20 protein-coding genes are annotated in these 21,132 nt (G+C 62.2%); 3 read left to right on the top strand and 17 right to left on the bottom strand.

Going from position 1 to position 21,132, the window contains the following annotated elements:
- Positions 1–32: 32 nt before the first annotated feature.
- The 3 genes from P1M51_RS00605 to P1M51_RS00595 form a co-directional block, all read right to left on the bottom strand.
- Positions 33–1,895 (bottom strand): cation:proton antiporter, encoded by a 1,863-nt coding sequence (locus tag P1M51_RS00605; RefSeq protein WP_276246248.1) that lies wholly within the window; start codon positions 1,893–1,895, stop codon positions 33–35.
- 65 nt (positions 1,896–1,960) lie between these two features.
- Entirely contained in the window at positions 1,961–3,895 is a 1,935-nt protein-coding gene (locus P1M51_RS00600) for a long-chain fatty acid--CoA ligase (RefSeq protein ID WP_276246247.1), read from the bottom strand.
- Positions 3,896–3,932: 37 nt separating this feature from the next.
- A complete protein-coding gene (locus tag P1M51_RS00595; RefSeq protein WP_276274740.1) occupies positions 3,933–4,850 on the bottom strand; it encodes an MBL fold metallo-hydrolase in 918 nt (305 codons plus the stop codon).
- An 86-nt stretch (positions 4,851–4,936) separates the two neighbouring features.
- Between P1M51_RS00595 and serS the strand changes: the two genes are divergently transcribed.
- The 3 genes from serS (at position 4,937) to P1M51_RS00580 (ending at position 7,499) form a co-directional block, all read left to right on the top strand.
- Positions 4,937–6,298: a serine--tRNA ligase gene (serS, locus tag P1M51_RS00590; protein WP_276246245.1), complete on the top strand. Its 1,362-nt coding sequence runs from the start codon at positions 4,937–4,939 to the stop codon at positions 6,296–6,298.
- 42 nt (positions 6,299–6,340) lie between these two features.
- A complete protein-coding gene (locus tag P1M51_RS00585) occupies positions 6,341–6,529 on the top strand; it encodes a hypothetical protein (RefSeq protein ID WP_276246244.1) in 189 nt (62 codons plus the stop codon).
- Positions 6,530–6,743: 214 nt separating this feature from the next.
- Positions 6,744–7,499 carry a ferritin-like domain-containing protein gene (locus P1M51_RS00580; RefSeq protein WP_276246243.1) on the top strand — a complete coding sequence of 252 codons (756 nt, stop codon included), beginning with the start codon at positions 6,744–6,746 and terminating at the stop codon, positions 7,497–7,499.
- A 39-nt stretch (positions 7,500–7,538) separates the two neighbouring features.
- Here P1M51_RS00580 and P1M51_RS00575 read toward each other — a convergent pair whose 3' ends face one another.
- The 14 genes from P1M51_RS00575 to P1M51_RS00510 all read right to left on the bottom strand — a co-directional run bounded on the left by P1M51_RS00575 (position 7,539) and on the right by P1M51_RS00510 (position 20,872).
- Positions 7,539–7,889, bottom strand: coding sequence for a nuclear transport factor 2 family protein (locus P1M51_RS00575; protein ID WP_276246242.1), 351 nt, complete (start codon positions 7,887–7,889; stop codon positions 7,539–7,541).
- 42 nt (positions 7,890–7,931) lie between these two features.
- Positions 7,932–8,873, bottom strand: coding sequence for a branched-chain amino acid transaminase (locus P1M51_RS00570; RefSeq protein ID WP_276246241.1), 942 nt, complete (start codon positions 8,871–8,873; stop codon positions 7,932–7,934).
- 101 nt (positions 8,874–8,974) lie between these two features.
- Entirely contained in the window at positions 8,975–9,631 is a 657-nt protein-coding gene (ribB, locus tag P1M51_RS00565; protein WP_276246240.1) for a 3,4-dihydroxy-2-butanone-4-phosphate synthase, read from the bottom strand.
- Positions 9,631–10,338, bottom strand: a complete 708-nt coding sequence (locus tag P1M51_RS00560) for a CTP-dependent riboflavin kinase (RefSeq protein WP_276246239.1) — start codon at positions 10,336–10,338, stop codon at positions 9,631–9,633. The genes ribB and P1M51_RS00560 overlap by 1 nt, the downstream gene beginning before the upstream one ends.
- 181 nt (positions 10,339–10,519) lie before the next feature.
- Positions 10,520–11,005 carry a hypothetical protein gene (locus P1M51_RS00555; RefSeq protein ID WP_276274739.1) on the bottom strand — a complete coding sequence of 162 codons (486 nt, stop codon included), beginning with the start codon at positions 11,003–11,005 and terminating at the stop codon, positions 10,520–10,522.
- The gene (locus tag P1M51_RS00550; protein ID WP_276274738.1) at positions 10,995–11,663 is read right to left on the bottom strand and encodes a nucleotidyltransferase domain-containing protein; all 669 of its coding nucleotides are present in this window, start codon (positions 11,661–11,663) and stop codon (positions 10,995–10,997) included. The genes P1M51_RS00555 and P1M51_RS00550 overlap by 11 nt, the downstream gene beginning before the upstream one ends.
- Before the next feature lie 61 nt (positions 11,664–11,724).
- Positions 11,725–12,705, bottom strand: coding sequence for a 4-demethylwyosine synthase TYW1 (twy1, locus tag P1M51_RS00545; protein ID WP_276274737.1), 981 nt, complete (start codon positions 12,703–12,705; stop codon positions 11,725–11,727).
- Positions 12,706–12,778: 73 nt separating this feature from the next.
- Positions 12,779–13,330, bottom strand: a complete 552-nt coding sequence (locus P1M51_RS00540) for a site-specific integrase (RefSeq protein WP_276274736.1) — start codon at positions 13,328–13,330, stop codon at positions 12,779–12,781.
- 436 nt (positions 13,331–13,766) lie between these two features.
- On the bottom strand, positions 13,767–15,227 hold the full coding sequence (locus tag P1M51_RS00535) for a sugar porter family MFS transporter (protein ID WP_276246234.1): 1,461 nt from the start codon (positions 15,225–15,227) through the stop codon (positions 13,767–13,769).
- 145 nt (positions 15,228–15,372) lie between these two features.
- The gene (locus P1M51_RS00530) at positions 15,373–15,825 is read right to left on the bottom strand and encodes a metal-dependent hydrolase (RefSeq protein ID WP_276246233.1); all 453 of its coding nucleotides are present in this window, start codon (positions 15,823–15,825) and stop codon (positions 15,373–15,375) included.
- Positions 15,826–15,843: 18 nt separating this feature from the next.
- Positions 15,844–16,365, bottom strand: coding sequence for a DedA family protein (locus P1M51_RS00525; protein ID WP_276246232.1), 522 nt, complete (start codon positions 16,363–16,365; stop codon positions 15,844–15,846).
- 73 nt (positions 16,366–16,438) lie between these two features.
- Complete coding sequence (locus tag P1M51_RS00520; protein ID WP_276274735.1) at positions 16,439–17,503, bottom strand: lysylphosphatidylglycerol synthase transmembrane domain-containing protein; 1,065 nt, start codon at positions 17,501–17,503, stop codon at positions 16,439–16,441.
- A gap of 2 nt (positions 17,504–17,505) precedes the next feature.
- Positions 17,506–18,987 carry a sulfatase gene (locus P1M51_RS00515; RefSeq protein WP_276246230.1) on the bottom strand — a complete coding sequence of 494 codons (1,482 nt, stop codon included), beginning with the start codon at positions 18,985–18,987 and terminating at the stop codon, positions 17,506–17,508.
- The gene (locus P1M51_RS00510) at positions 18,974–20,872 is read right to left on the bottom strand and encodes a glycosyltransferase family 39 protein (protein ID WP_276274734.1); all 1,899 of its coding nucleotides are present in this window, start codon (positions 20,870–20,872) and stop codon (positions 18,974–18,976) included. Before P1M51_RS00510 ends, P1M51_RS00515 begins: the two co-directional genes overlap by 14 nt.
- Between the last annotated feature and the right edge of the window lie 260 nt (positions 20,873–21,132).

Genomic DNA, 21,132 nt, shown 5'->3' with positions numbered 1-21,132 from the left:
ATAAACGTGCAGCGACGCACATGCAGTTCATGTCATTCGCGCGGGTTGAACGTCTTGAGCGCAGTGCGAACCGACTCCTTGCGCCCGAGCAGCGTAACGTGGTCGCCGTTCTGGAGGGTGAAGTCCTCGTCTGGCATCTGGTTTTTGCCGTCGCGGCTGACCAGCGCGATGAGCACGCCATCGGGGAGTTCGGTGTCGATTTCACCGATGGTCTTGCCGACCAGGTCGTCAGCCGTGACCTCCGTCTCCTGGACGTCGCCCGAGCGGCCGATTTCGGTCATCCAGTTCGAGAGCGCGGGACGCTCGATGAGGTTGTCGAGCGCGTAGGCCGTCGCGAGCGCAGACGAGATGGTCCGAACCCCGAGTTCCTCGAACGCATCGACGTTGTCCGGGTTGTTCGCCCGGGCCATGATGCGGTCGATGTCGAACTTCGAACTCGCCAGTTGCGAGACAAGCAGGTTCACGTCGTCGTCCCCAGTGGCCGCGACGATGATTTTCGCGTTGTCCGCACCTGCAGCGCGCAACACGTCCGTGTCCGTCCCGTCGCCGTTGTGGACGGTGTATCCCGCGTCGCGGGCAATCTGCAGGACCGAGGTGTCTTGTTCGATAATCACTACGTTCTCGCCACGGTCGACCAGGCGTTCGGCGAGCGCACGGCCCACCTTTCCGCCGCCGACGATAATTACGCGCATTGGTATCACGTCCAGATATTCTGCAATGTACCGAGCGAAGCCACCCTCGAAGACGACGGTGGTGAGGATGACGAGGAACACCGTGCCGACGAGGACCGTCGCCGCCTCGTCGAACCCGGCCGCCTGCAGTTCGACGGCGAACAGCGTCGCCACGGATGCGGGGATAATCCCGCGTGGTCCGACGAAACTCATGAACAGCTTTTCACCGCGAGTGAAGCGGTCGCCCGCCGCCGAGATGAACACGAGTAGCGGCCGAATGACGAGCGCGACCGCGACCACGACGACGAGCCCCGCAACGCCGAGGCCGAGCAGTGTCTCGAAATCGAGCAACGCCGCGAGCGCGATGAACACGAACGAGAGGACGAGCAGCGTGATGTCGCCTTTGAACTCGGAGATCTGCTCTTCGTACGGGATGTCCGTGTTGCCGAGCAGGATGCCTGCCGTCGCTACCGCCGCAATGCCGGCCTCGGTGCGGACGGCGTCCGCCGCGGCGAACGCCACGAGCGCCCCCGCAAGCGTCAGCAAGCGGGCGTTCTGCGGGGCGTTCGCGGGCGAGAGGTCCACGTACCGAAGCAGGTACCAAAGCACGCCCGCGACGGCCGCGCCGATGACCATGCCGACGCCGAGTCGTTCGACGAACAACTGGATGAACTCGAAGGGCGTGGCGTCGCCGACGAGGATGATTTCGAAGACGACGACCGCGAGGATGGCCGCCGTCACGTCGTTTACGATGCCCTCGGTTTCGAGCGCCGTCGCCACGCGGTCGCGTACGGGAACGACCACGAGGATGGGAGCGATGACCGTCGGTCCCGTCGCGACGAGCAACGCACCGATGAGCGCGGCAACCGTCCACGACACCCCGAGGGCGAAGTGGACGACGGCCGCCGTCCCCGCGAGGGCGATAATCGCCCCAATGGTCACCAAGCGAATCGTTGCCGCAGGGGCTTCTCGCAGATTGTTGATTCGCAGGTGGAATGCGCCCTCGAAGACGATGATGGCCACGGAGAGGCCAACGATAGTCGAGAGCCCGCCACCGAACGATTCTCGCGTGACGAAGTTCAGTCCTTCCGGCCCGAGGATGATACCGGAGGCGATGAGGAAGATGATACTGGGTACCCGAAAGCGGTCTGCGAGCACCTGCGCTCCGACGCCAATCCCGATGATAGCAGCGACGAGTGGAATCAGTGAGCCGCCTTCTGCCACAGTTTCGCCTCCATTAGTCGCGGTAACGGACGGGCGACTGATAAACGCACCTTTTCAATTCGACATTAATCGGCATACATGGCCGCAACACTGTCCGCGTGACGCGTCACGATATTGCGACGTTTTAGTTTCAGCGTCGGCGTGAGCAAATCGTTGGCCTCGGTGAACGCCTCTGGGACGAGGGTGAACCGCTTTATCTGCTCGTAGGCTTCGAGCGACCGGTTGACGCGTTCTACGTCTCGTTGAATCCAGGCTACGACGCGCGGGTCAGCACACGCCTCCCACGGGTCGGCCGGGAGCGCGATACCCTCGTCTGTGGCCCACTCGCGGAGTACCGCCATGTTCGGGACGATGAGCGCGGAGACGAACTTCTCGTCGTCGCCGAGCACCATCGCCTGTTCGACCCGCGAACTGGTCGCGAAGGCGTCCTCGATGGGGCCGGGCGAGACGTTCTTGCCCGTCGAGAGGACGAGCAGTTCCTTCACCCGGCCACGGAAGACCAGGTAGTCGTCGGGCCGTCGTTCGACGATGTCGCCGGTGCGGAACCAGCCGTCGTCGGTGAACACCTGTGCGGACTCCTCGGGGCGATTCCAGTAGCCGTCGAACACGTTCGGCCCCGTCACGAGGAGTTCGCCGAGTTCGCCGCCGGACTCCGGAACGAGGCCGTCTGCGTCGATTGCGGTGTCGATACGCACCTCGACGTCGGTGACGGGGAGTCCCAGGGTGCCAAACTGCGGGTTTTCGACGAGGTTCGTGGACAGGACGGGTGCCGTCTCCGTGAGGCCGTAGCCCTCGTAGATGGGAAGTCCCATGCCGAAGAACAGTTCTGCGAGGTCCGTCGAGAGACTGCCGCCGCCGGAGATGAGAATTTCGACGTCCCCGCCGAGGCCGGCGCGTACCCGGCGGTAGACGAGGCGGTCTGCGAGCGCGTGGCTCAAGCGCAACGAGAGGTCGGGGTCGGCGGTCGTCGCCCATCGACGGGCCACGTCGCTCGCCCACTCGAAGATACGGAGGCGCACGGCCGATTCTGCGGCCTGCGACCAGACGGCATCGTAGAAGCGTTCGTAGATCCGCGGGACGCTCGTGGCGACGGTCGGTCGAACCAGCCCGAAATCCTCGCGCAGCGTTTCGGTACTCTCCGCGTAGGCGACGGCGACGCCCGAGGCGAACATGAAGAAGTGACCGCCGAGGCGCTCGAAGACGTGGGCGAGTGGCAGGAACGAGAGGGAGCGAGAGTCAGCCGAGATGGCCGGCAGATCGCCCTTGTCCGGGCGGGGGCCGAACCGGCGTCTGACCTGATTGATGTTCGCCCGGAAGTTGCCGTGGGTGAGCGGGACACCTTTCGGCGTCCCAGTCGTCCCGGAGGTGTAGACGATGCTCGCGAGGTCGGAAAGCGACCCGGCGTCGAGCCACGACTGGTACGCCGCCGGGTCGTAGGTCTGGGCTCCGCGCTCGTGGAGGTCGGCGAGCGACAGGATATCGTCACGGTGGCTGTACCCCGAGAACCGGTCCATGACGACGATAAAGTCGAGGGCAGCCTCGGTTTCGAGGACCGCTTCGAGCAGGGCGGCGTTTTCCACCACGACGCCCGTCGCACCCGAATCCTCGAGCAGGTAGGTCAACTGGCGGGGAGTCGAGTCAGGGTAGATGGTGGTGACGACGCCGCCGACCGCGAGAATGGCGAAATCGCACTGGGCCCACTCCATCCGGGTGTGGGCGAAGATGCCGACGCGGTCGCCCTTCCGAACTCCGAGGTCGTAAAATCCGGCGGCGAGGTGGTGGACGATTGTCTGCAGCTGGCGATAGGTGAGCGACCCGTACTCGCCGGTAGGGGCGTCCGCTATCACCGTGTCGAACAGCGAACTGTCTGCTGTCGCGCCTTTGAACAGTTGTGCGGGCCGGTCTGCGTTCTGGGTCGCACTCTCCTCGAACAGCACGGGGAGCGTCGTCTCACCGATAACCTCGTCTGAATACTCACGTTCGACCGACCGCCAGTCCATGGCCCAAAAAGGCGCGCACCGAAGAAAACTTTCGCGCTTATTTTGCCGATTCTCGCCGCGAGAGGGCCAGCAACACGCCGTTTACGTTCATCGAAACCTCGTCTCTCGCCTTGCGCTCGCCCCAGAGTTCGTCCAAGTCGGTCGCGTCGAGGAAGTGGGCGATGACCGCCTCGTCGTCGCCGAGTTCGTCCTTCGCGAGGGCGATTTGTTCGACCCACTCGTTGAGCAGTTTTGCGTAGTCTTCGAGGCGGGTGTCAGCCTCCGCTGGCCCGTAGTGGGCGTAGAGCAGCGTCGAGGGCTGGAGCGCGTCGATGAGTTTCACGTCGGCGATACACTGCTCTAAGTCGAAGTTCGGCGGTGGCGACGTGATGAGCACGCGGTCTGCGTCCTGGTGGTAGATGCCTGCGGCGTCCGCCGTGAACACGGCGTCGTTGCGCGGGTCGTGGAAGATTACCTGGTGGGGTGCGTGACCAGGCGCGTGGTGGACGCCGATCGTGTGGTTCCCGAGGTCAATCACGTCGCTATCTGTCAGTTCGCGAATGCGGTCTTCGGGGACGGGCTTCGGCTCTGCGTAGAACTCCCAGGCGTCGCCGACGGCCTGTTTGGTTCCCTCGACGAGACGGGTCGGGTCCACGAGGTGTGGTGCGCCGATTTCGTGGACGCCGACGGTAGCGTTCGGCAGTTCCTCGGCCAGATAGCCCGCACCCCCGGCGTGGTCCAAGTGGATGTGCGTCGGCAGGATGTATTCGACGTCTTCGCGGGCGATGTCCAACTCGTCCAGTGCGTCGAGGATGTTCTCGTAGCGCGTCCCGATGCCGGTATCGACGATTGCCGGACGGTCTGCGTCTAAGATGTACACAGCGCCGTACTGTGGAACGTCGTACATTCCAGTATCGACGTAGTAGAGGTCAGAACAGTCACCGGTCGTGACTTCGTAAACGTCTCCGATTCCCATACGCCACCCACGCGCTGGGTAGGAAAAAGCTCTCGGGGCGACAAGCGACACGGTTTTGCCCCGGCGTCGTGAAGCCTCGCGCAAGAATGCTTGGGAGGCGATACCTTCGCGAGCACGCAAAGGAGGTCGAAACCGCCCTGGAGGCCCGTGGCATGGCCGGGGACGTGGACCTCGACTACGTGCTCGACATAGACGAGCAGTGGCGTGACCTGAAGAGCCGCGGCGACGACCTGCGACACGAACGCAACGAGGTGTCCAGCCAGATTGGGCAGCTCAAACGCGAGGGCCAAGAGAAGGCCGCCCAGGAGTGCATCGACCGCTCCAGCCAGCTCAAAGAGCAGTTAGAGAGCATCGAGTCGAAGGCCGACGAACTCGAAGCCCAGCTCGAACAGGAACTGCTCGAGTTCCCGAACGTCCCCCACGAGAGCGTCCCCGTCGGCGCAGACGAATCCGACAACGTCGAAGAGCGCCGCTGGGGCTTCGACGACCGGCGCATCCTGCCCGCCTCGGTGAAGCCACACTACGAACTCGGCGAGGAGTTAGAAATCATCGACGAGGCCCGCGGCGCGAAGGTCGCTGGCTCCGGCTTTTTCTTCCTCAAAGGCGACGGCGCACGCTTAGAACACGCCCTCATCCAGTTCATGCTCGACATCCACCGCGAGCAGGGCTACGTCGACGTCCAGCCACCGATTCCGGTCAACACGGACGCAATGGTCGGCACGTCCCAGCTCCCGAAGTTCGAGGAGGACATGTACAAACTCGAAAGCGAAGACCTCTGGCTCTGTCCAACCGCAGAGGTGCCAGTCACGAACATGTACCGCGACGAGATTCTCTTAGACGAGGACCTCCCGCTCAAGCATCAGGCCGTTACGCCGAACTTCCGGCGTGAGGCGGGCGAACACGGCACGGAAACCCGCGGCATCGTCCGCGTCCACCAGTTCAACAAGGTCGAACTCGTGAACTTCGTCCGGCCCGAAGAGAGCTACGACCGCTTAGAAAGCCTGCTCGACGAGGCTGAAGAGGTGCTAAAGCGCCTCGAACTGCCCTACCGTATCCTCTCGCTGTGTACCGGCGACCTCACCTTCGCCTCCGCGAAGACCTACGACATCGAAGTCTGGGCCCCCGGCGACGACATGGAAGCCGGCCCCGACGAAGGTGGCCGCTGGCTCGAAGTCTCATCGGCCTCCAACTTCGAGGACTTCCAGGCCCGCCGCGCCGGCCTGCGCTACCGGCCAGAGCGCCACGGCTCTGCTGAATACCTCCACACGCTGAACGCCTCCGGCCTCGCCCTCCCGCGCGTACTGGTCGCCATCCTCGAATACTACCAGAACCCAGACGGCACCGTCACCGTCCCCGAAGCCCTCCGTCCGTACATGGGCGGCCAGGAGCAAATCGAGGGCCACGAACCGGTCGGTGAGTCGGCACTCGGCGCGGGCAAGCGCGAGTAACGCCCCCTGACTTCTTTGCTGGTCGGTCCGTGAGTGTCGACGATGACACTCGTCGGTGACCTCCTCGAACTGAAGTTTCTGAGCCTCGGCCTCTTCTCCCTCCTGGGGCTCGTGAGCTACGTCAGCTACGAGACCGGCGAATTCGTGCTGTTGGGACGCCTGACACTCTTCCTTGCACTCGCGTTCGTGGTGGTCGGACTGTTCGCAAACTACGCGAGCGATATGTTCTAATTCGGGTGACGGGAGTCAGCTGCCGAATTTACGTTCCGCGATTCCAGACGTACGCGCGAGTAACTCAGTCTGCGATGGCACGAAGTCAGTATTCGCCGAGAGAGGGGATTTTCGCACCATCAGATGTAGCTGACAGTTAAATTGGCAGATTCGGCGGATAACAATCCAGTATCTGCGCGTGTGACTCAGTGTCGAAACGTACCCGACATCAATCATGCCCGAATCGGACACCACCACACAAGAGATTGCAGAGCAAATCGCCCGCTCTGTACAGGAACAACTGGACCAGTCAAACAGCTCACGCCGACGCTTTATGAGCCGGTCGGCGCTGATTGGGGGCACGTTGCTGGCCCTCGGTGGCGCCACCGGCTTCGCCCTCGCACAGGAAGACGACGAGACGACGCCGACCCAGCTGTTCGACGACGTTCTCGGCACCGACGTAGACGTGCTCAACTACGCCCTCTCGCTCGAACACGTAGAGAATGTGTTCTACCGCGAAGCACTGGAGCAGTTCACGGCGGCGGACTTAGCAGACGCAGACGTGCTCGCGGACGCGAGCGACGAGGACCTCGCGATGGTGTACGGCTTCATCGGCGAAGTCGCGGACCACGAAGCGACCCACGTCGACGTGTTGACGCAGGCCGTCGAACTGCTCGGTGGAACGCCGGCCTCGGAAGGAACCTACGACTTCGGCGTCGAAACCGTCGCCGACTTCTTCGCGCTCGCGCAGGTGCTCGAAAACACCGGCGTCGCGGCCTACAGAGGGGCCGCTCCGTTCGTCCAGAGCCCCGATCTGCTCGGCGCGGCGCTCTCGATTCACAGCGTGGAGGCGCGTCACGCCGCCATGTTCAACGCGCTGAACGGCGAATCGCCGTTTCCGGACGCCTTCGACGCCGCGGCCTCGCAGGCGGACGTGCTCGACGCCGTCAGCCAGTTCGTGGTGGATTCGACCAACGGATCGTCGTCGTAATTCGCATCACTGTGCTACCGAAGTGGATTTTTGTGGACGCTACGACTCCGTCAGTTGTGCCGCTGTCTGCGTGGTGTAGGTCGTAATTCGCTCGATACGGTCGTCTGACAGTTCGTGGACGTCAACGAACTTCAACAACGACTCCCCAGTCGCACTTCGGAGGGTGCCACGGACGGCCACCTCGGACTCGCCCGCGTACACCGCCGAAATCTCGTGGCTCGTCTCGGTGAGCGGGCGGTCGTCGCGCATGAAGGAGACGAAGGTATCGCGTCCCGAGAGCGTTCGGTCCGGGCGTTCGTGGACGAACGCGGGCGTGAGCAGGGTGGCGAGGCGGTCGTAGTCCCCCTCGTCGATGGCGGCGTAGAACTCGCGGGCGGCGGCCTCATGCATGGTGGTCAATCGGTGGCGACGGCAAAAGAATGTGGGGGCGAACTACTGCTCGTCGACGTAGAGGAACCAGTCGTCGTGTGAATCGGTGCGCCGTTCGACGAGGTCGAAGAAGGCGCTCTGGAGGTCCTCGGTGACCGGGCCGCGCGACCCGTTGCCGATGACGACGTTGTCCACCTTGCGAATCGGGGTGACTTCGGCGGCGCTGCCGGTGAAGAACAGTTCGTCTGCGGTGTTCAGTTCGCCCCGCGAAATGGTCGCGTTGTCGTGGACGGTGTAGCCCTGTTCGCGAGCGAGCGTGATGACCGTGTTGCGGGTGATGCCGTCAAGGATGCTCTCTGCGAGGCCGGGCGTGAAGATTTCGCCGTCGCGGACGAGGAAGATGTTCTCGCCGGGACCCTCTGCGACGTTGCCCTCCTTGTTGAGGACGATGGCTTCTGCGTAGCCATTGCGGCGGGCCTCTTCACCGGCAAGGAGGCTGTTGACGTAGAGGCCCGTGGTTTTCGCGTTGGTCGGAATCTGGCTGGAGGAGTGCTTGCGCCACGAGGAGACCATGACGTCCACGCCGTTTTCGAGCGCGTCGTCGCCGAGGTAGGTGCCCCACGGCCACGCGCCGATGGCCACGTCGGTCGGGCAGTCGCCGGGGCTCACGCCGAGGGCGTGGTAGCCGTAGAAGGCGATGGGCCGGATGTAACACGATTTGAGGTTCTGGCGCTTGAGGAGTTCGATCGTCGCTTCGGTGAGTTCCTCGGGCGAGTGGTCGATTTCCATGTTGTACGGCTTCGTCGAGTTGTAGAGGCGCTCTAAGTGCTCCTCCCAGCGGAAGATTGCGGGGCCGCGTTCGGTGTCGTAGGAGCGAACGCCCTCGAACACGCCCGTCCCGTAGTGGAGTCCGTGGGACATCACGTGAATCTTCGCGTCGTCCCAGTCGACGAACTCGCCGTTCATCCAGATAGTGTCAACGTCCATGTCTGCAAAGCCACTCATACCCCGAGAAATGGACGCCACCGCAATAAAGACTCAGAAACCATCATCATCGTTTCTCGGACGCAGAGCAGGGTGACAGTACGTCGAAAAATTGCCCGCCGTCAGGAAAGTTCTGCGACCAGCCGCGACCCCTCGATGTACGGGAAGCCCTGGCGCTCTGCGTAGGCCCGCGCATCGGCGGGCGAAAGTGCCTTGCCCGTCTCGTCGTCCAGCATCTCACAGACGACCACGGCGGGTTCGACACCCGCCGCCTCGGCCAGCGCGATGCCGAGTTCGGTGTGGCCCTTTCGCTCCGCGAGCAGGCCGGGGGCCGCCCGAAGCAGGTGGACGTGGCCGGGAGCGCGGAACTCGGCGGCGAAATCGACGGCCGCAGCATCCGCGGCAGCGCGTCCGAGTTCCGAAATCGTGACCGCCCGGTCCTCGTCGGTGATGCCCGTGAAGGTGTCGCGGTGGTTCACCGTGAGCGAGAACGACGACCGCTCGTCGTAGCGCAGGTCGTGGGCCTCGGCCGCGGGGTGGTCGAGGACGTCCTGGATGAACGGGAGGTCGAATTCGCTTGCAACCGCATCCGAGAGGGCGACGCAGACGAGGCCGCCAGCGTCGTTTCGCATTCGGGCGACGTCACTCGGCGTGACGCTCGTCGCGGGGTAGATGAGGTCAGTCTCACCCTCGCGGTCTGCGGCGTCGTGGACGAGCACCGGGCCGCCGGCTTTGAACGCCGCGATGACGCGAGCCAGTTCCGTGGCGGTCTGAGCCATTAGTTCACCTCCACGACGTGGACCGTGACGTGGTCGCCATCAGCGAGGTCGAGTTCGTCACGGAGCTTCACCGACGCGATGAGTTCGAGCTGGTCTTCGTCGTGGTGGGTGCGCTCTGGCGCCACGACGTGGGCGGGTTCGTACGTCTTCCCGTCTGCCGTCTCGACTTTCGCGGGGTAGCACACCGCTGGGCCGTAGGTGCGCTCGTCGTCCTCCCAGCCGTCGATTGGGATGGGGTCGAGCGCGTGCAGGCCGGAGCGAGCGCGGACGCTCTCTGCGGTGAGATTCACGTTGAGCGTCCCCGGGAACGGTTCGTAGCCGAGGCGCTCGACGAACTGCTCGTGGTAGCCGGGCAGGGAGATGTAGTGGCGACCCTCGCCCATCCCGCCGGTGACGGTCCCCGAGAGGTCGATTCGCGTGTCGCGCTCGAAGATGCGCCGGTAGTCTGCGAACTCGCGGCGTAGGGCGCGTTCGCCCTCGTCGGTGATAGAAATCCACTGGCCGTCGCTCACGATTTCGCGTTCGATGAAGTCCGCCTCGTCTAATCGCTGGAGGCGACGGGAGGCGGTCTGGTTCGAGGCGTCGAGTCGGGCCGCGAGGTTGGCACACGACGCCTTGACGTCGCCCTCTAACGCGCCGTCGAGGGCGAGGAGTTTGAGCGTCGCGAGGGCGTCGTGCCCGATTTCGAGCCGCGCGATTCCAGTCATACCTGAGGATTCTATCGCACGAAGGATAAGCGTAACGGAAGTGAGAAGCATTCCAAAAATGGAACGCAAAGCCCGTTGGAAGGAGTTGAACTACCTGAACGGACGACGGGGAGCTATCTATACGCTCCGGTCGCAGCGAAATTGGTCAGGGGGTCAGGGCTGCCCCGTAATCGGGTCGCGACTAACAGAGACATTCGTGTTTACACTGACTGGTCGAGACGTAGTGTTGGTGAAAGTCGATAGCGAGTTGTTGCATCGCCGCTGCCTGCTCTTTCGTGGCGATTCCGAGCCGGTAGTACGTTTTTGTACGATTTTGCGTCCACAAGTCAGCGAGCTTCTCGGAGAACGGTTCATCGTAGAGGCCGATTTCCGCCCCGCGTTGGTATAGCCGACGATGGTTGCTAATCATTTCTTCTGGCGCCATCGCCCCATCGTGAATTAACCGAAACTGTATCGTTCGCTCGATTGCGACGAACGACGACTCGATAACCACGGTGTAGTAGCCACGATCGAGAAGTTGCAATCCAGCCGCGAGCAATCGACAAGCTCTTCGAAGTTGCACTAACTCGGGGTCAGAAACGTTGAGACCGTGTTCGATAGTTACCGGTGACTCCTCGAATCGACGTTCGGCAGCCACGAGTCTCTCTCGAATGTCGTCATTCACCATCTGAGAGCACCTCGAGACGAAGCGCAGCAAGTGCATCAGAATCGACAAGCGTGATTCCGTCGCGAAACTGTGGGCGCAACCGCTCACCAATTCTCCGAGCACTGGCTGTTGATTCGACGAGGGGCTGGAACGAATACCGATTTCCGTCGAATTTCGTCTGTTGAAGATCACGAATAATCGATTGAGCAGCTCGTCGCCCCGCCGTTTTATCTCCCGCCACGATGATGAGGAGGTCTATGTCGCTGACTCTATCGGCCTCACCACGAGCGACACTCCCGAAGAGCACTACCCCCACCAGTTCATCGACTTCCTCCCGAATCCGATTGACGAACGCCCGAACTGGTTTCTGAAATTCCACCTGTGGAATCGACAGGAACGGGTCAGGTTTGGTGAGCCGCGCTCGATTGATGCTCACGTACTGCTTTCGACCCTCTCTGTGTGTTTCGACGACCCCGACCGCGGCGAGTAATTTGACCGCTTTGGAGACTGTTGCCTGATTTCCCTCGATGAGCGTCGCGAGTTCAGATATCGTGAACTCGTCGTACGGTTGTTCGATGAGGACTGAGAGTACCTCCTGCATCGCCTGATAGCGGAATACCCGCTCCGCTGGAAACGGATACGTGAGAGCGATTTCAGTAGATGTATTCCCATTAGGCATACAATTCCTATTAGGAATACCATGGTAAAACTGTACGGGTGACAGAGGGGTCAGAGGAGGGTCAGGACTGCCCCGTAATCGGGTCACGCGCCCAGAAGTCGCTGTCCTTCTTCAGTTTCGGCACCCACGTATCGCTGTCTTTCGCGAGCAGCGTGACGCGGGAAGCAGGGACGTCTTTCAACTCGGTGTGTTCGGGCATGAACGCCTGAACCTGTTCTGTGAACTCGACGACCTCCTCGTGGCTCGGCATCGAGTCGCGGTTCAGTCGGCCCCGCGAGTGGCCGACGTGCATGTACGCCTTGAGTTCGACAAAATCCGGGTCCGCGCGGTCGAAAAGGGCAGCGTACCAGTCGGGATTTGCCATGTTCACGCCCTTGACGAGCGTTGTCCGGAGGACGGTGCGGGTGTCTTTCTTCTCCGCGAGTACGTCCATCGTGTCGATGAGGCGGTCCCACGAGTCCTCCTCGACGGAGCGAACCGTGTGGTCGAACGTCTTGCGGTCTGCGGCGTCCACGCTGATGTAGAGTTGCGTCGGGTCACAACGTTCGATGACGCCGGGACGGGTCCCATTGGAGACGAGGAACGTCGTGATGTCGTGGGCGTGAAACTCGTCGATGAGTTCGGGGAGATACGGGTAGAGGGACGGTTCGCCGTCCAGCGAGATGGCGACGTGGCGCGGTTCCATCGCCTGGTCGAACAGTTCGCGGGGGACGTTGTCGTTGCCGCCGAATCCCGAAAGGAGTTTTCGCTGGAGCTTGATGCTCGCCTCCACGACGGCCGCCGGGTCGTCCCACTGGACGTCGTCCAGTTCGTAGGCGTGCCCGCGGTGGTCGCGCCAGCAGAAGACACAGCGCTCGTTGCATTTGACCACTGGCGTCATCTGAATGCAGCGGTGTGACTCGATTCCATAAAATATTTGCTTATAACAGCGACCCTCGCCACGCAGGGCGTTCGCGGTCCAACCACATGTTTGAGCGGCAGTGTGGTTCTCGTGGTGGTAGTTCGGAGTCCCCACCTGGCTTGGTCCATCCGAGTTACTCATTGCTATGAGTGTGTACGCGCGATCTACAACACTCTTTCCACCCGCACAGGAGGTGAGCTACTCCAATCGACGATTATGGACCGTATGCTGTCCCACAGTAGGGACAGAAAACCCAGTGGTCGGCTAGTTGTTCATTGCATTCAGCACAGTGGGCTGGAGTCAAGGGCTTTGGCTGCGATGAAATAGTTCCGTCGCGTTTTTCGGCGATATTCCTTCGCAGCTTTGAATCCACGGAGTGATTGTAGACCTCGTTCATTCCATTTCCCGACCGTTGATGCTCGAGGAGGAATTTGAGTTCCTCGTCATTGAGTCCGTATTCCTGTTTCATTATCGTCGTCCAGTAGTGACGGAAGTTGTGTGGATTCACCGGCTTTTCTACGTCTGCATGCTCAGCAGTTGTTTGGAGCATGCGACGTATCGTTCCTTGACACAAGGGTTCGTCAAGACTCGTCTGGAAGTGGTCTGGGTCGCCAACGAACACGTAGGCTTCAGGGTTGTCAGAACGTGGATGGTCCGCTAACCAAGCTGCGAGATAGGGTGCAAATGTGAAATCTCCACAATCGGCTTCAGTCCCCGCAAGGGAGGCTGTAAGGCCAGATTTAATCTGAGTGTGGAACTCCGCCAAAGTGGACGAGAGGGCACATTTTAAGAAGTGACTTTCCTACGTAGAACACCTCTATCACCACAATTTTGGCAAATTGGAAATTGGGAATAGAGTGAAAACGGACCGCCATATCCACTCATTCTGAGATGAAAATCTGGAATCGACAGACTGCAACCGATTGTGGAGTCTGAGAACCACGGTGTAGCCCGACCAGCAGCACTACTTGAATATCCCCAGTATTCAAATTCGGCCTTCTGACAGCCTCAGGTAGCGATATTCGCGCCATCAGTAACGTATAGTCAACGTCTCAGATGACGTACTAGATTTCCACAATCAGATTTATTTTCCAATATCCCTGTTTCTTCCGGGGATTTCACCCGATTGTGGAAAATTCGAGGGGGGATGAGAAACCAGTCTCTCAGTGTGGAAACTGATTCAAAAACCACTCAGCTGTGAATCAGTCGTCTCGCGACGCGGACCCGCTCGCCGCGCCGCCCGTGGAGGCGTCACCGAAGGCGTTTCCGCGAAGATCGGCCTCGATTTCTTCGAGCGAACGCCCCTTCGTCTCGGGAACGAGATAGTAGGTGAACACGAGGGCGGCGATGCTCAGTGCGGCGTACAGCCAGAACGTGCCGGGACGACCGGCGACGTCGATGAGCTGGAGGAACGTGAGCGCGACGAGCAGGTTCGCCGCCCAGTTGACCACGGTGACGACGCCCATCGCCGTCCCGCGCACGCGAAGCGGGTATATTTCGGAGATGAGCAGCCAGAACACCGGCCCGAGACCGATGGCGAAGAAGGCTACGTACAGCATCAGGCTGGCGACGGCGACCCAGCCGATGACGCCGGACAGCCCCGGCAAGAAGAAGGCGAGGCCGAGGCCGGCGAGCGTGAGCGTCATCCCGCCGAGGCCCACGAGGAGGAGCGGCCGACGACCCGCGCGGTCCATCAGCAGGACCGCCACGATGGTCATCACGACGTTCACGACGCCGATGCCGACCGTCGCGAGGATGGACGCGGAACTGTCGAAGCCGGTCGATTCGAGGATGGTCGGCGCGTAGTAGATGACCGTGTTGATGCCGGTCACCTGCTGGAAAGCGGCGAGACCGATGCCGACGACGAGCGCCGGGCGAATCCACGGCTCCACGAGGTCCGAGAGGCCGGTGCTGGCCTGTTTTCGCGCCGTCTCCTGAATCTGTTCGAGTTCCGCCTCGACGTTTTCGTCGCCGCGGGTCCGCGCAAGGACGGATTTCGCTTCGCGTTCGCGGCCCTCCTCTACGAGCCACCGCGGACTCTCCGGCATCCACATCATGGCGACGCCGAGGACCACAGCGGGGACCATCCCGGCCCCGAGCATCCAGCGCCAGCCCGCCGCACCGAGGACGTCCTGGGCGAGCGCGAGAATCGGGCCGTCGGTGAAGGCGTAGTTCACGAAGTACGAGACGAGAATCCCGGTCGTGATGGCGAGTTGGTTGAGCGAGACGAGCGACCCGCGAATCTTCGGCGGGGAGATTTCGGCGATGTAGAGCGGGCCGACCATCGACGCGAAGCCAATCGCGATGCCGTCGATGATGCGCCCGGCGATGAGGATTTCGACGGTCGGCGCGACGGCCATGATGAACGACCCGAGGAAGAACACCACCGCCCCGACGATGATGAGCAACCGGCGACCGATGCGGTCTGCGAGGCGACCACCGACGGCCGCACCGATGACCGCGCCGACGAGTGCGCCGCTCACGACCACGCTCTCTACGAACGAGGACATGACGAACGCGTCTTTGATGTAGAGGAACGCCCCCGAGATGACCCCTGTGTCGAAGCCGAACAGTAGTCCGTTGAGTGCCGCGAGTCCAGCAGCCACGAAGACGAACCGGCGGTTCGGCCCCGAAGTCGACTGGCCCCCGTGTTCCGTTGACATAGGTAGGTGTATGGGCCGACTGTATGAATATTTACTAAGGTTTCGATTAATTTTTTTCGAACGACCATTATCGATTCGAACCGGCACGTCTCCGCAGTGTGAGCGAGCGAGGTTTCGGCAGTTTGAACCGGGTTTACGGCGAGAATTAGCTTCGACGTGAGAGGACGTGACCATCCAGTACCAGGACGACGAGCGAGACGGTCCAGACGGCGAGGTTGCCAGCAACGCTGTGAATATCGACGTCGTAGGCGTAGTGTTCGACGGTCAATGGGTACAGCCACAGGATGCCCGCATTGGTGAACGAGTCGATGACGAGATGGGACCCGAAGGCGACACAGAGTGCGAAGAGCAGCCGTCTGGACGCGCCGACCAGCAGGAACGAGACGGCCAGTATTCCGAGGAATACAGGAGTGTGGAGGAGGCCACGATGGACGAGCGGAAACGTCCAGAGGTGGTGAAAAAATAGGTCCACGTCAGGAGCGACAGCGAACAGAAAACCCGCTGCGGGCGGGGCGGTGGTCAGGGTGCGAACCAGCACGTAGCCGACGAGTCCGTGAGTCGCGATGGCGAAGACGAGATAGAGCGTGTGGTCCAGCATGGATGCGATGGAGCCAGATTAGCCGAAGTGGCTGAGTACGCCGAGGGTGGCGAACGCGAGGATGGTCTCGAAACACAGCGTTCCGAGCGCCGAATAGGCCACGAACTCTCGGTCGCTCAGTTCCGCGACACCCGCGGGGACGGTGAACAGGCCGCGCACGAACGGGAGCGTGTTGCTGAGCAGGACGATGCCCGGGCCCCAGCGCCCGAACCAGTTTTCGTACGTGTCGATGCGCGCTTCGTCGACCCGGAACCACCGGTTTTCGACGAGATACTCCTTTCCGCGACGCTTTGCGAGCGTGAACAAGGCGTACTGTCCGATGGTCGCTCCAGCCACCGAGAGAACGATGACGAGTGCGTACTCCTCGGTCGTGGACATCGAGGCGATGGCGACGGGGACGAGGCTCTCGCTCGGCGCGATAAACAGCAACATCGCGCCTTCGAGGATGAACAGGACGAACAGCGCGACCATCCCGTACTTCTGGATGATTTCGAGGCCGAGCGTCCCCAGTTCTGGCGGAATGAGCGAAAGCTCAAACACGGGCAGTCACCCGAATTGCCGACGGCGGGATGGTCACGGTCGAACGGTATGTGTGGAGTGAACGTGTCATAACTTATGCTCTCGCGATTGCGTAGAAGGTCGGGACGATGGCGACGGCGAGGGTAAACCAGTAACTCGCGACGCGATAGAGGACTGCGAGCGCGAACGCTTGGCTCGCGGGGAGGGCGACGATGCCGACGAGGAGCGCAACGAGTGCGACTTCCACGCCGCCGAGGCCCCCGGGGGTCGGAACGAATCCGGCGAGTGTGCTCGCCGGGACGATAAAGAGGACGAGCCACAGGTCGAGCGAGACGCCGAGGACCAGCCCGGAGAAGTAGAGCGGCAGGACGAAGAACACCCAGCCGACGAACGAGAAGACGAGGGCGTAGGCGAGACGGCGCGGTGCCGTCGCGATGACGTCGAGCGTCTCGTAAAAGCGGTCGACGCGGGCGAGAAGGCTGTCCACCTGCATGCGGTCTGTGAAGCGTGCGACGGGGCGTACGACGGCTGCAACCGCCCGCTTGACCCCGGTCCGGTGATTCCACCCGATGTAACTCGTCACCGGCACGGCCACGACGAGCGCAACGAGCCCGTAGGCCGACGTCTGGACGACCGGCGGGAGTTCCGCCCTGACGAGGAGGACGCCCATGCCGACCACCGAGAAGACGAAAAATGGGACGAGGTTCAACAGGTCTGCGGTGACCACGCTCGTCAGACTGTTCTCGTAGTTCGTATCCATCTCTGTCGAGATGACGTAGGCGATAAGCGGCTCGCCGCCCACCTGTCCGAGCGGGGTGATGTAGTTCGCGAACGTGCCCGCGAAGAACGTCGAGGTGACGCGGGGCAGACTCGCTTCGATGCCGACGATGGAGAGAACGATTTGCCAGACCTTGCTCCAGGCGACGAGTCCGAGGAACGTCGAGAGACAAGCCACGACGAGCCACTGGTGGTCGCCGTAAATCAGCGACTCTTCGACGGCCCGGAGCCCCGACGCCTTCCCGACGAGGTAGAGCGCCGCGACGGCGACGAGAAAACCGATCCCGATTTTGAGAATGGTCTTCCGGTCGAACGCGAGCGTCGACGGCGGTTGCGCTGTGGGGTCGCCGCCGGCCGCCTGTGTGTCTGGTGGTGAGGGCACGATTATTCGAGGTAGCCGAGTTCCCGAAGGCGAGATTTCGCCTCGACGCTCATCTCGTCTATCGACCCGTCCGAATCGGTCTGGGCCGTCCAGTTCGACCCGGTCGTCGCTTCGAAATCGGAGAGCGCCGACTCGAGTTCGCGTTCCGCCGTGCGGTCTCGGCCCGCACGGTCGTGCAGTTCTTCGGGGTCGTCGTCGATGAAGTACAGTTCGTCCGGAAGCCCTTCGTTCTGTATGAACTTCGCGTCAGCGCGACGCACCCCGCGCATCCGCGAGTAGTACCGAGAGTTCTCGTCGAGCGTGATGCCCACGTTCGACGCCTTGGTTTCGAGTTGCGACAGTTCGATGACCGGCTGGTCGTACTCGATGAAGGCGTACTCGCCACCGGCGAAATCGCGGTAGTCGGCCGAGAGAAGCGACCGGCGACGGTCGAGCGGAACCGCCGGTTCGCGCGGCGAGACGCCGGCGTGGTCGAGTACCGTGTGGTAGAGGTCGAGCAGTTCGACCTGGTCGTCACGTTCCCCGGCCTCGAGGTCGGGGTGGGAGACCATGAGCGGGACGTTCACGAGCGGGTCGTAAATTCCGAACTCGTGGCCGTAGAGGCCGTGTTCGCCGTGAAGTTCGCCGTGGTCCGCGCAGACAGCGACGAGCGTGTCCTCCTCGTCGTTCTCGCGAAGCCAATCGAGCAGGCGACCGAGTTCGGCGTCGAGGTGGCGGATTTCCGCGGCGTAGAGGCCGCGAATCGCCTCCCACTCGTCGTCGTCGATGTCTCGCGCTCCGGAGTTGTACTCCTTCGAGTTCTGACACACCTCGGTCGGGTCGACGTCAGGGGCGTACAGTTCCCGGTACTCCTCGGGCGGGTAGTACGGCAGGTGGGCGTCCATCAGGTTCACGAACGTAAAGGAGGGGCCTTCCGTCCGGTCGATGAAGTCGATGGCTTTGTCCACGACGGCCGGCGTCTTCGAGTCCGCGCCATCGCCCTGCGCGAGGTGTTCGTGAATGTCGTTTCCGAGTTCGACGAGGCGATTGGTGACAGAGCGCAGCGTCGAGTTGTCGTTGAAGACCTGCCAGCACTTCGCGAGCGGTCCCGAAATGAAGTCGCCCGGGAGCACTTCGAAGAAGTTGTCCTGGACGGCGAACCCGCTGGTGAGACCGGTGTACGGCGTAATCCACGCGTTCGACGTGAAACACGCGGTCGAGTAGCCCTCGTTCGAGAGCGTGTCCGCGAGCGTTATCGAATCCGCGAGGTACGGCGTTTCCTGACTCGCCCCGTGCTGACTCGGATACTCGCCCGTAAACAGCGAGGCGTGGACCGGAAGCGTCCACGGCGCAGGCGAGACGGCCTGGTCGAAGACGACGGCGTTTGCTGCGAACTGTTCGAGGTTCGGTGAGGTCGAACGGTTGGCGTTGTACACGGACAGGGCGTCCTTCCGGACGGTGTCCATCACGACGATGACGATGTTTTTGTGCTTAGTTGCGGTCATAAGGTGCTCTGACAGTTGCTGTCTCTCTCTCGGTCCCGTGGTGGTCGATTGCAGCGCCACCGCTGGGACCGAGCAACGGTGGCGACTGCGTTGCGGCCAGCGAATCGGCGCTGGCGGCGTCTGTCACCCGGAAAATCGCCACGCCGTCGTTCTCGAAGACCAGCGTGTAGTCTTCAGCAGCGACGAGCGAGGCGTACAGACCGGGGGCTGGGTCGGTTTCCATGCCGCGGACGGTGTAGCCGTCAGTCGGCACGTAGACGTAGTCGGGGTGGACACCCGCCCGTTCGACCTGCTGGCTCACGCACGCCGCGTCGGCGCACGTCGAGACGTCGATGAACTGGGCGAGTTGCGTGCTGTACGCGCCAGAACCCTTCCACTCGATGCCCCACGGCCCGGTCGTGATGGCGCGGTCGGTGGATTGGGGGAACCACTCTGCTGCGTCACCCATCACGAGGAATCGGGCCGACGGGTCCGTGTTCTCCGCCGCCCATGACATCGCCGCCGCGTCGCTGTCGTCGATAAACTCGGGGAGCGACGCACTCCCTCCGTGGCTATCGAGTTGGCTCGCGGCGTAGAGGCCGCCAACGCTCAGACAGGAGACGGCGAGGACGAGCAGGACGCCGAATTCGACCTGCTGTCGCGTGGGTCGCGGTGCGATGTCGTCGAGCGTCGGAAGGAGGTACTCGTAGACGAGAATCGCAACGAGTATCGAGTGAATCAGATAGGCAAACCGGTGTTGCGAGACGACGGTGACGGTCAGGAAAAGCCATCCGAGGAGGAACGCGGTCACCCGTGGATGGGACCCGTCACCGAAGACGGGAAGGTTGGCAAATTCGCCGCGAGTGGCGGCGACTTGCGCGGAGACGAAGGCGGCGAGTTTCGACTGTGTGTCCTCGTCGGCGATGACGAGTGACGCGGCCGCGCCGACGAAGAGGACGACGCCGCCGACGAGTTGCAGGAATCCAACGACGCTCAGGTCGCCGAACCACGGCTGGATGCTGACCAGTTCCGCCGAGTGGGTGCCACGCGAGATTGCGGGCCCGCCCGGTACCAGCGTCGAGACGACGTCACTCAGCACAGCCGGGACTTTTTGGGCGAGGCCGCCGTGGGTACCTGCGGCGCCCGAGAACACCGCCGTGCCGTGGGTCGCTAGTACCTGTCCCCACCACGGGACGGTGAGGACGAGGCCGCCGACGCCGACGATGGCGCCGTCCCGAAGCCCGGAGATGGTCCGGGAGAATCCAGCGAACAGACAGAGATAGCTCAGAACGAAGAATATCGTGTAGGTGGGGTGGGTCAGAATCGTGAGCGAAAAGAGGCCGAGCGAAGCCACGAGCCACTTCGGGCGACGGGTTTTGAACAGCATCAGACCGGTGTACAGCCCGGAAACGAGGAACAAGAACGCCGGTGCCCGGACGATACCGCCGGCCGAGATGTGCCACTGGAGAATGGGCGGCGAGACGGCGACGACGAACGTCGCGAGACCGGCCTTGCGCCCGGAGTCGAGGAGTTCTCTGACGAACAGGTAACAGGGCACGAGCGCGGTGGTCGTGACGAGGCCGGGGAGAACGCGGCTGATGAACAGCGGATCCGCCCCGGTTAGGTCTCGCAGCGCCGCGACGACGTAGAACATCAGCGGGGGATACGCGAACGGAATCGAACTCGCGTAGTGAGGGATGGCTGACGGCAGCGCGTAGCCGTGGTGGCTCACCTGTTCTGCCATCAGCAAGAACAGGCCAGCACCGAACGCCGGGTAGGGGTGGGTTCCGAGGTAGATGAGGTGGACGAGACTCCCCGCGAGTACGGCTGGTAGGAGCCAGACGTATCCGTCCGCGTCGAGGGAGTCTGGGCGTGCGATCTCGAACGTCCGTTTGTCGGTGGCCATTGGTTTGGAGAGAGTCTTCAGGGGGCCGGTCTGCCACTGGAGCAGGGACCGTACGAGGAGGAACAGTGGGTATGCAGATTACCCGGTACGATTGTTGCATGAGTTGCAACGGACGGTTCGGCCGAAACGAATCAGCGAGAGAGACAATATTCGAGACGTGAACGATGCGAGAAACGCCCGAATTATCGAAGTAGCGGGAGTCAGGAGCGAACCAGTGCATGAAATAGGACATTACTCCGGACGTAATGTCTGCAAATCAC

Origin of the sequence: Haladaptatus sp. QDMS2, assembly GCF_029338295.1 — an archaeon.
Taxonomy (GTDB): Archaea; Halobacteriota; Halobacteria; order Halobacteriales; family Halococcaceae; genus QDMS2.
The sequence above is the reverse complement of the archived record's forward strand: the minus strand, read 5'-3'. Positions and strand labels throughout refer to the sequence as shown.

What these genes read in the sequence shown, in the direction of transcription:
- P1M51_RS00600 (WP_276246247.1), bottom strand. Translation starts at nt 3,895, where the DNA reads ATGGACTGGCGGTCGGTCGAACGTGAGTATTCAGACGAGGTTATCGGT.
- P1M51_RS00595 (WP_276274740.1), bottom strand. Translation starts at nt 4,850, where the DNA reads ATGGGAATCGGAGACGTTTACGAAGTCACGACCGGTGACTGTTCTGAC.
- serS (WP_276246245.1), top strand. Translation starts at nt 4,937, where the DNA reads ATGCTTGGGAGGCGATACCTTCGCGAGCACGCAAAGGAGGTCGAAACC.
- P1M51_RS00585 (WP_276246244.1), top strand. Translation starts at nt 6,341, where the DNA reads ATGACACTCGTCGGTGACCTCCTCGAACTGAAGTTTCTGAGCCTCGGC.
- P1M51_RS00580 (WP_276246243.1), top strand. Translation starts at nt 6,744, where the DNA reads ATGCCCGAATCGGACACCACCACACAAGAGATTGCAGAGCAAATCGCC.
- P1M51_RS00575 (WP_276246242.1), bottom strand. Translation starts at nt 7,889, where the DNA reads ATGCATGAGGCCGCCGCCCGCGAGTTCTACGCCGCCATCGACGAGGGG.
- P1M51_RS00570 (WP_276246241.1), bottom strand. Translation starts at nt 8,873, where the DNA reads ATGAGTGGCTTTGCAGACATGGACGTTGACACTATCTGGATGAACGGC.
- ribB (WP_276246240.1), bottom strand. Translation starts at nt 9,631, where the DNA reads ATGGCTCAGACCGCCACGGAACTGGCTCGCGTCATCGCGGCGTTCAAA.
- P1M51_RS00560 (WP_276246239.1), bottom strand. Translation starts at nt 10,338, where the DNA reads ATGACTGGAATCGCGCGGCTCGAAATCGGGCACGACGCCCTCGCGACG.
- P1M51_RS00555 (WP_276274739.1), bottom strand. Translation starts at nt 11,005, where the DNA reads ATGGTGAATGACGACATTCGAGAGAGACTCGTGGCTGCCGAACGTCGA.
- P1M51_RS00550 (WP_276274738.1), bottom strand. Translation starts at nt 11,663, where the DNA reads ATGCCTAATGGGAATACATCTACTGAAATCGCTCTCACGTATCCGTTT.
- twy1 (WP_276274737.1), bottom strand. Translation starts at nt 12,705, where the DNA reads ATGAGTAACTCGGATGGACCAAGCCAGGTGGGGACTCCGAACTACCAC.
- P1M51_RS00535 (WP_276246234.1), bottom strand. Translation starts at nt 15,227, where the DNA reads ATGTCAACGGAACACGGGGGCCAGTCGACTTCGGGGCCGAACCGCCGG.
- P1M51_RS00530 (WP_276246233.1), bottom strand. Translation starts at nt 15,825, where the DNA reads ATGCTGGACCACACGCTCTATCTCGTCTTCGCCATCGCGACTCACGGA.
- P1M51_RS00515 (WP_276246230.1), bottom strand. Translation starts at nt 18,987, where the DNA reads ATGACCGCAACTAAGCACAAAAACATCGTCATCGTCGTGATGGACACC.
- P1M51_RS00510 (WP_276274734.1), bottom strand. Translation starts at nt 20,872, where the DNA reads ATGGCCACCGACAAACGGACGTTCGAGATCGCACGCCCAGACTCCCTC.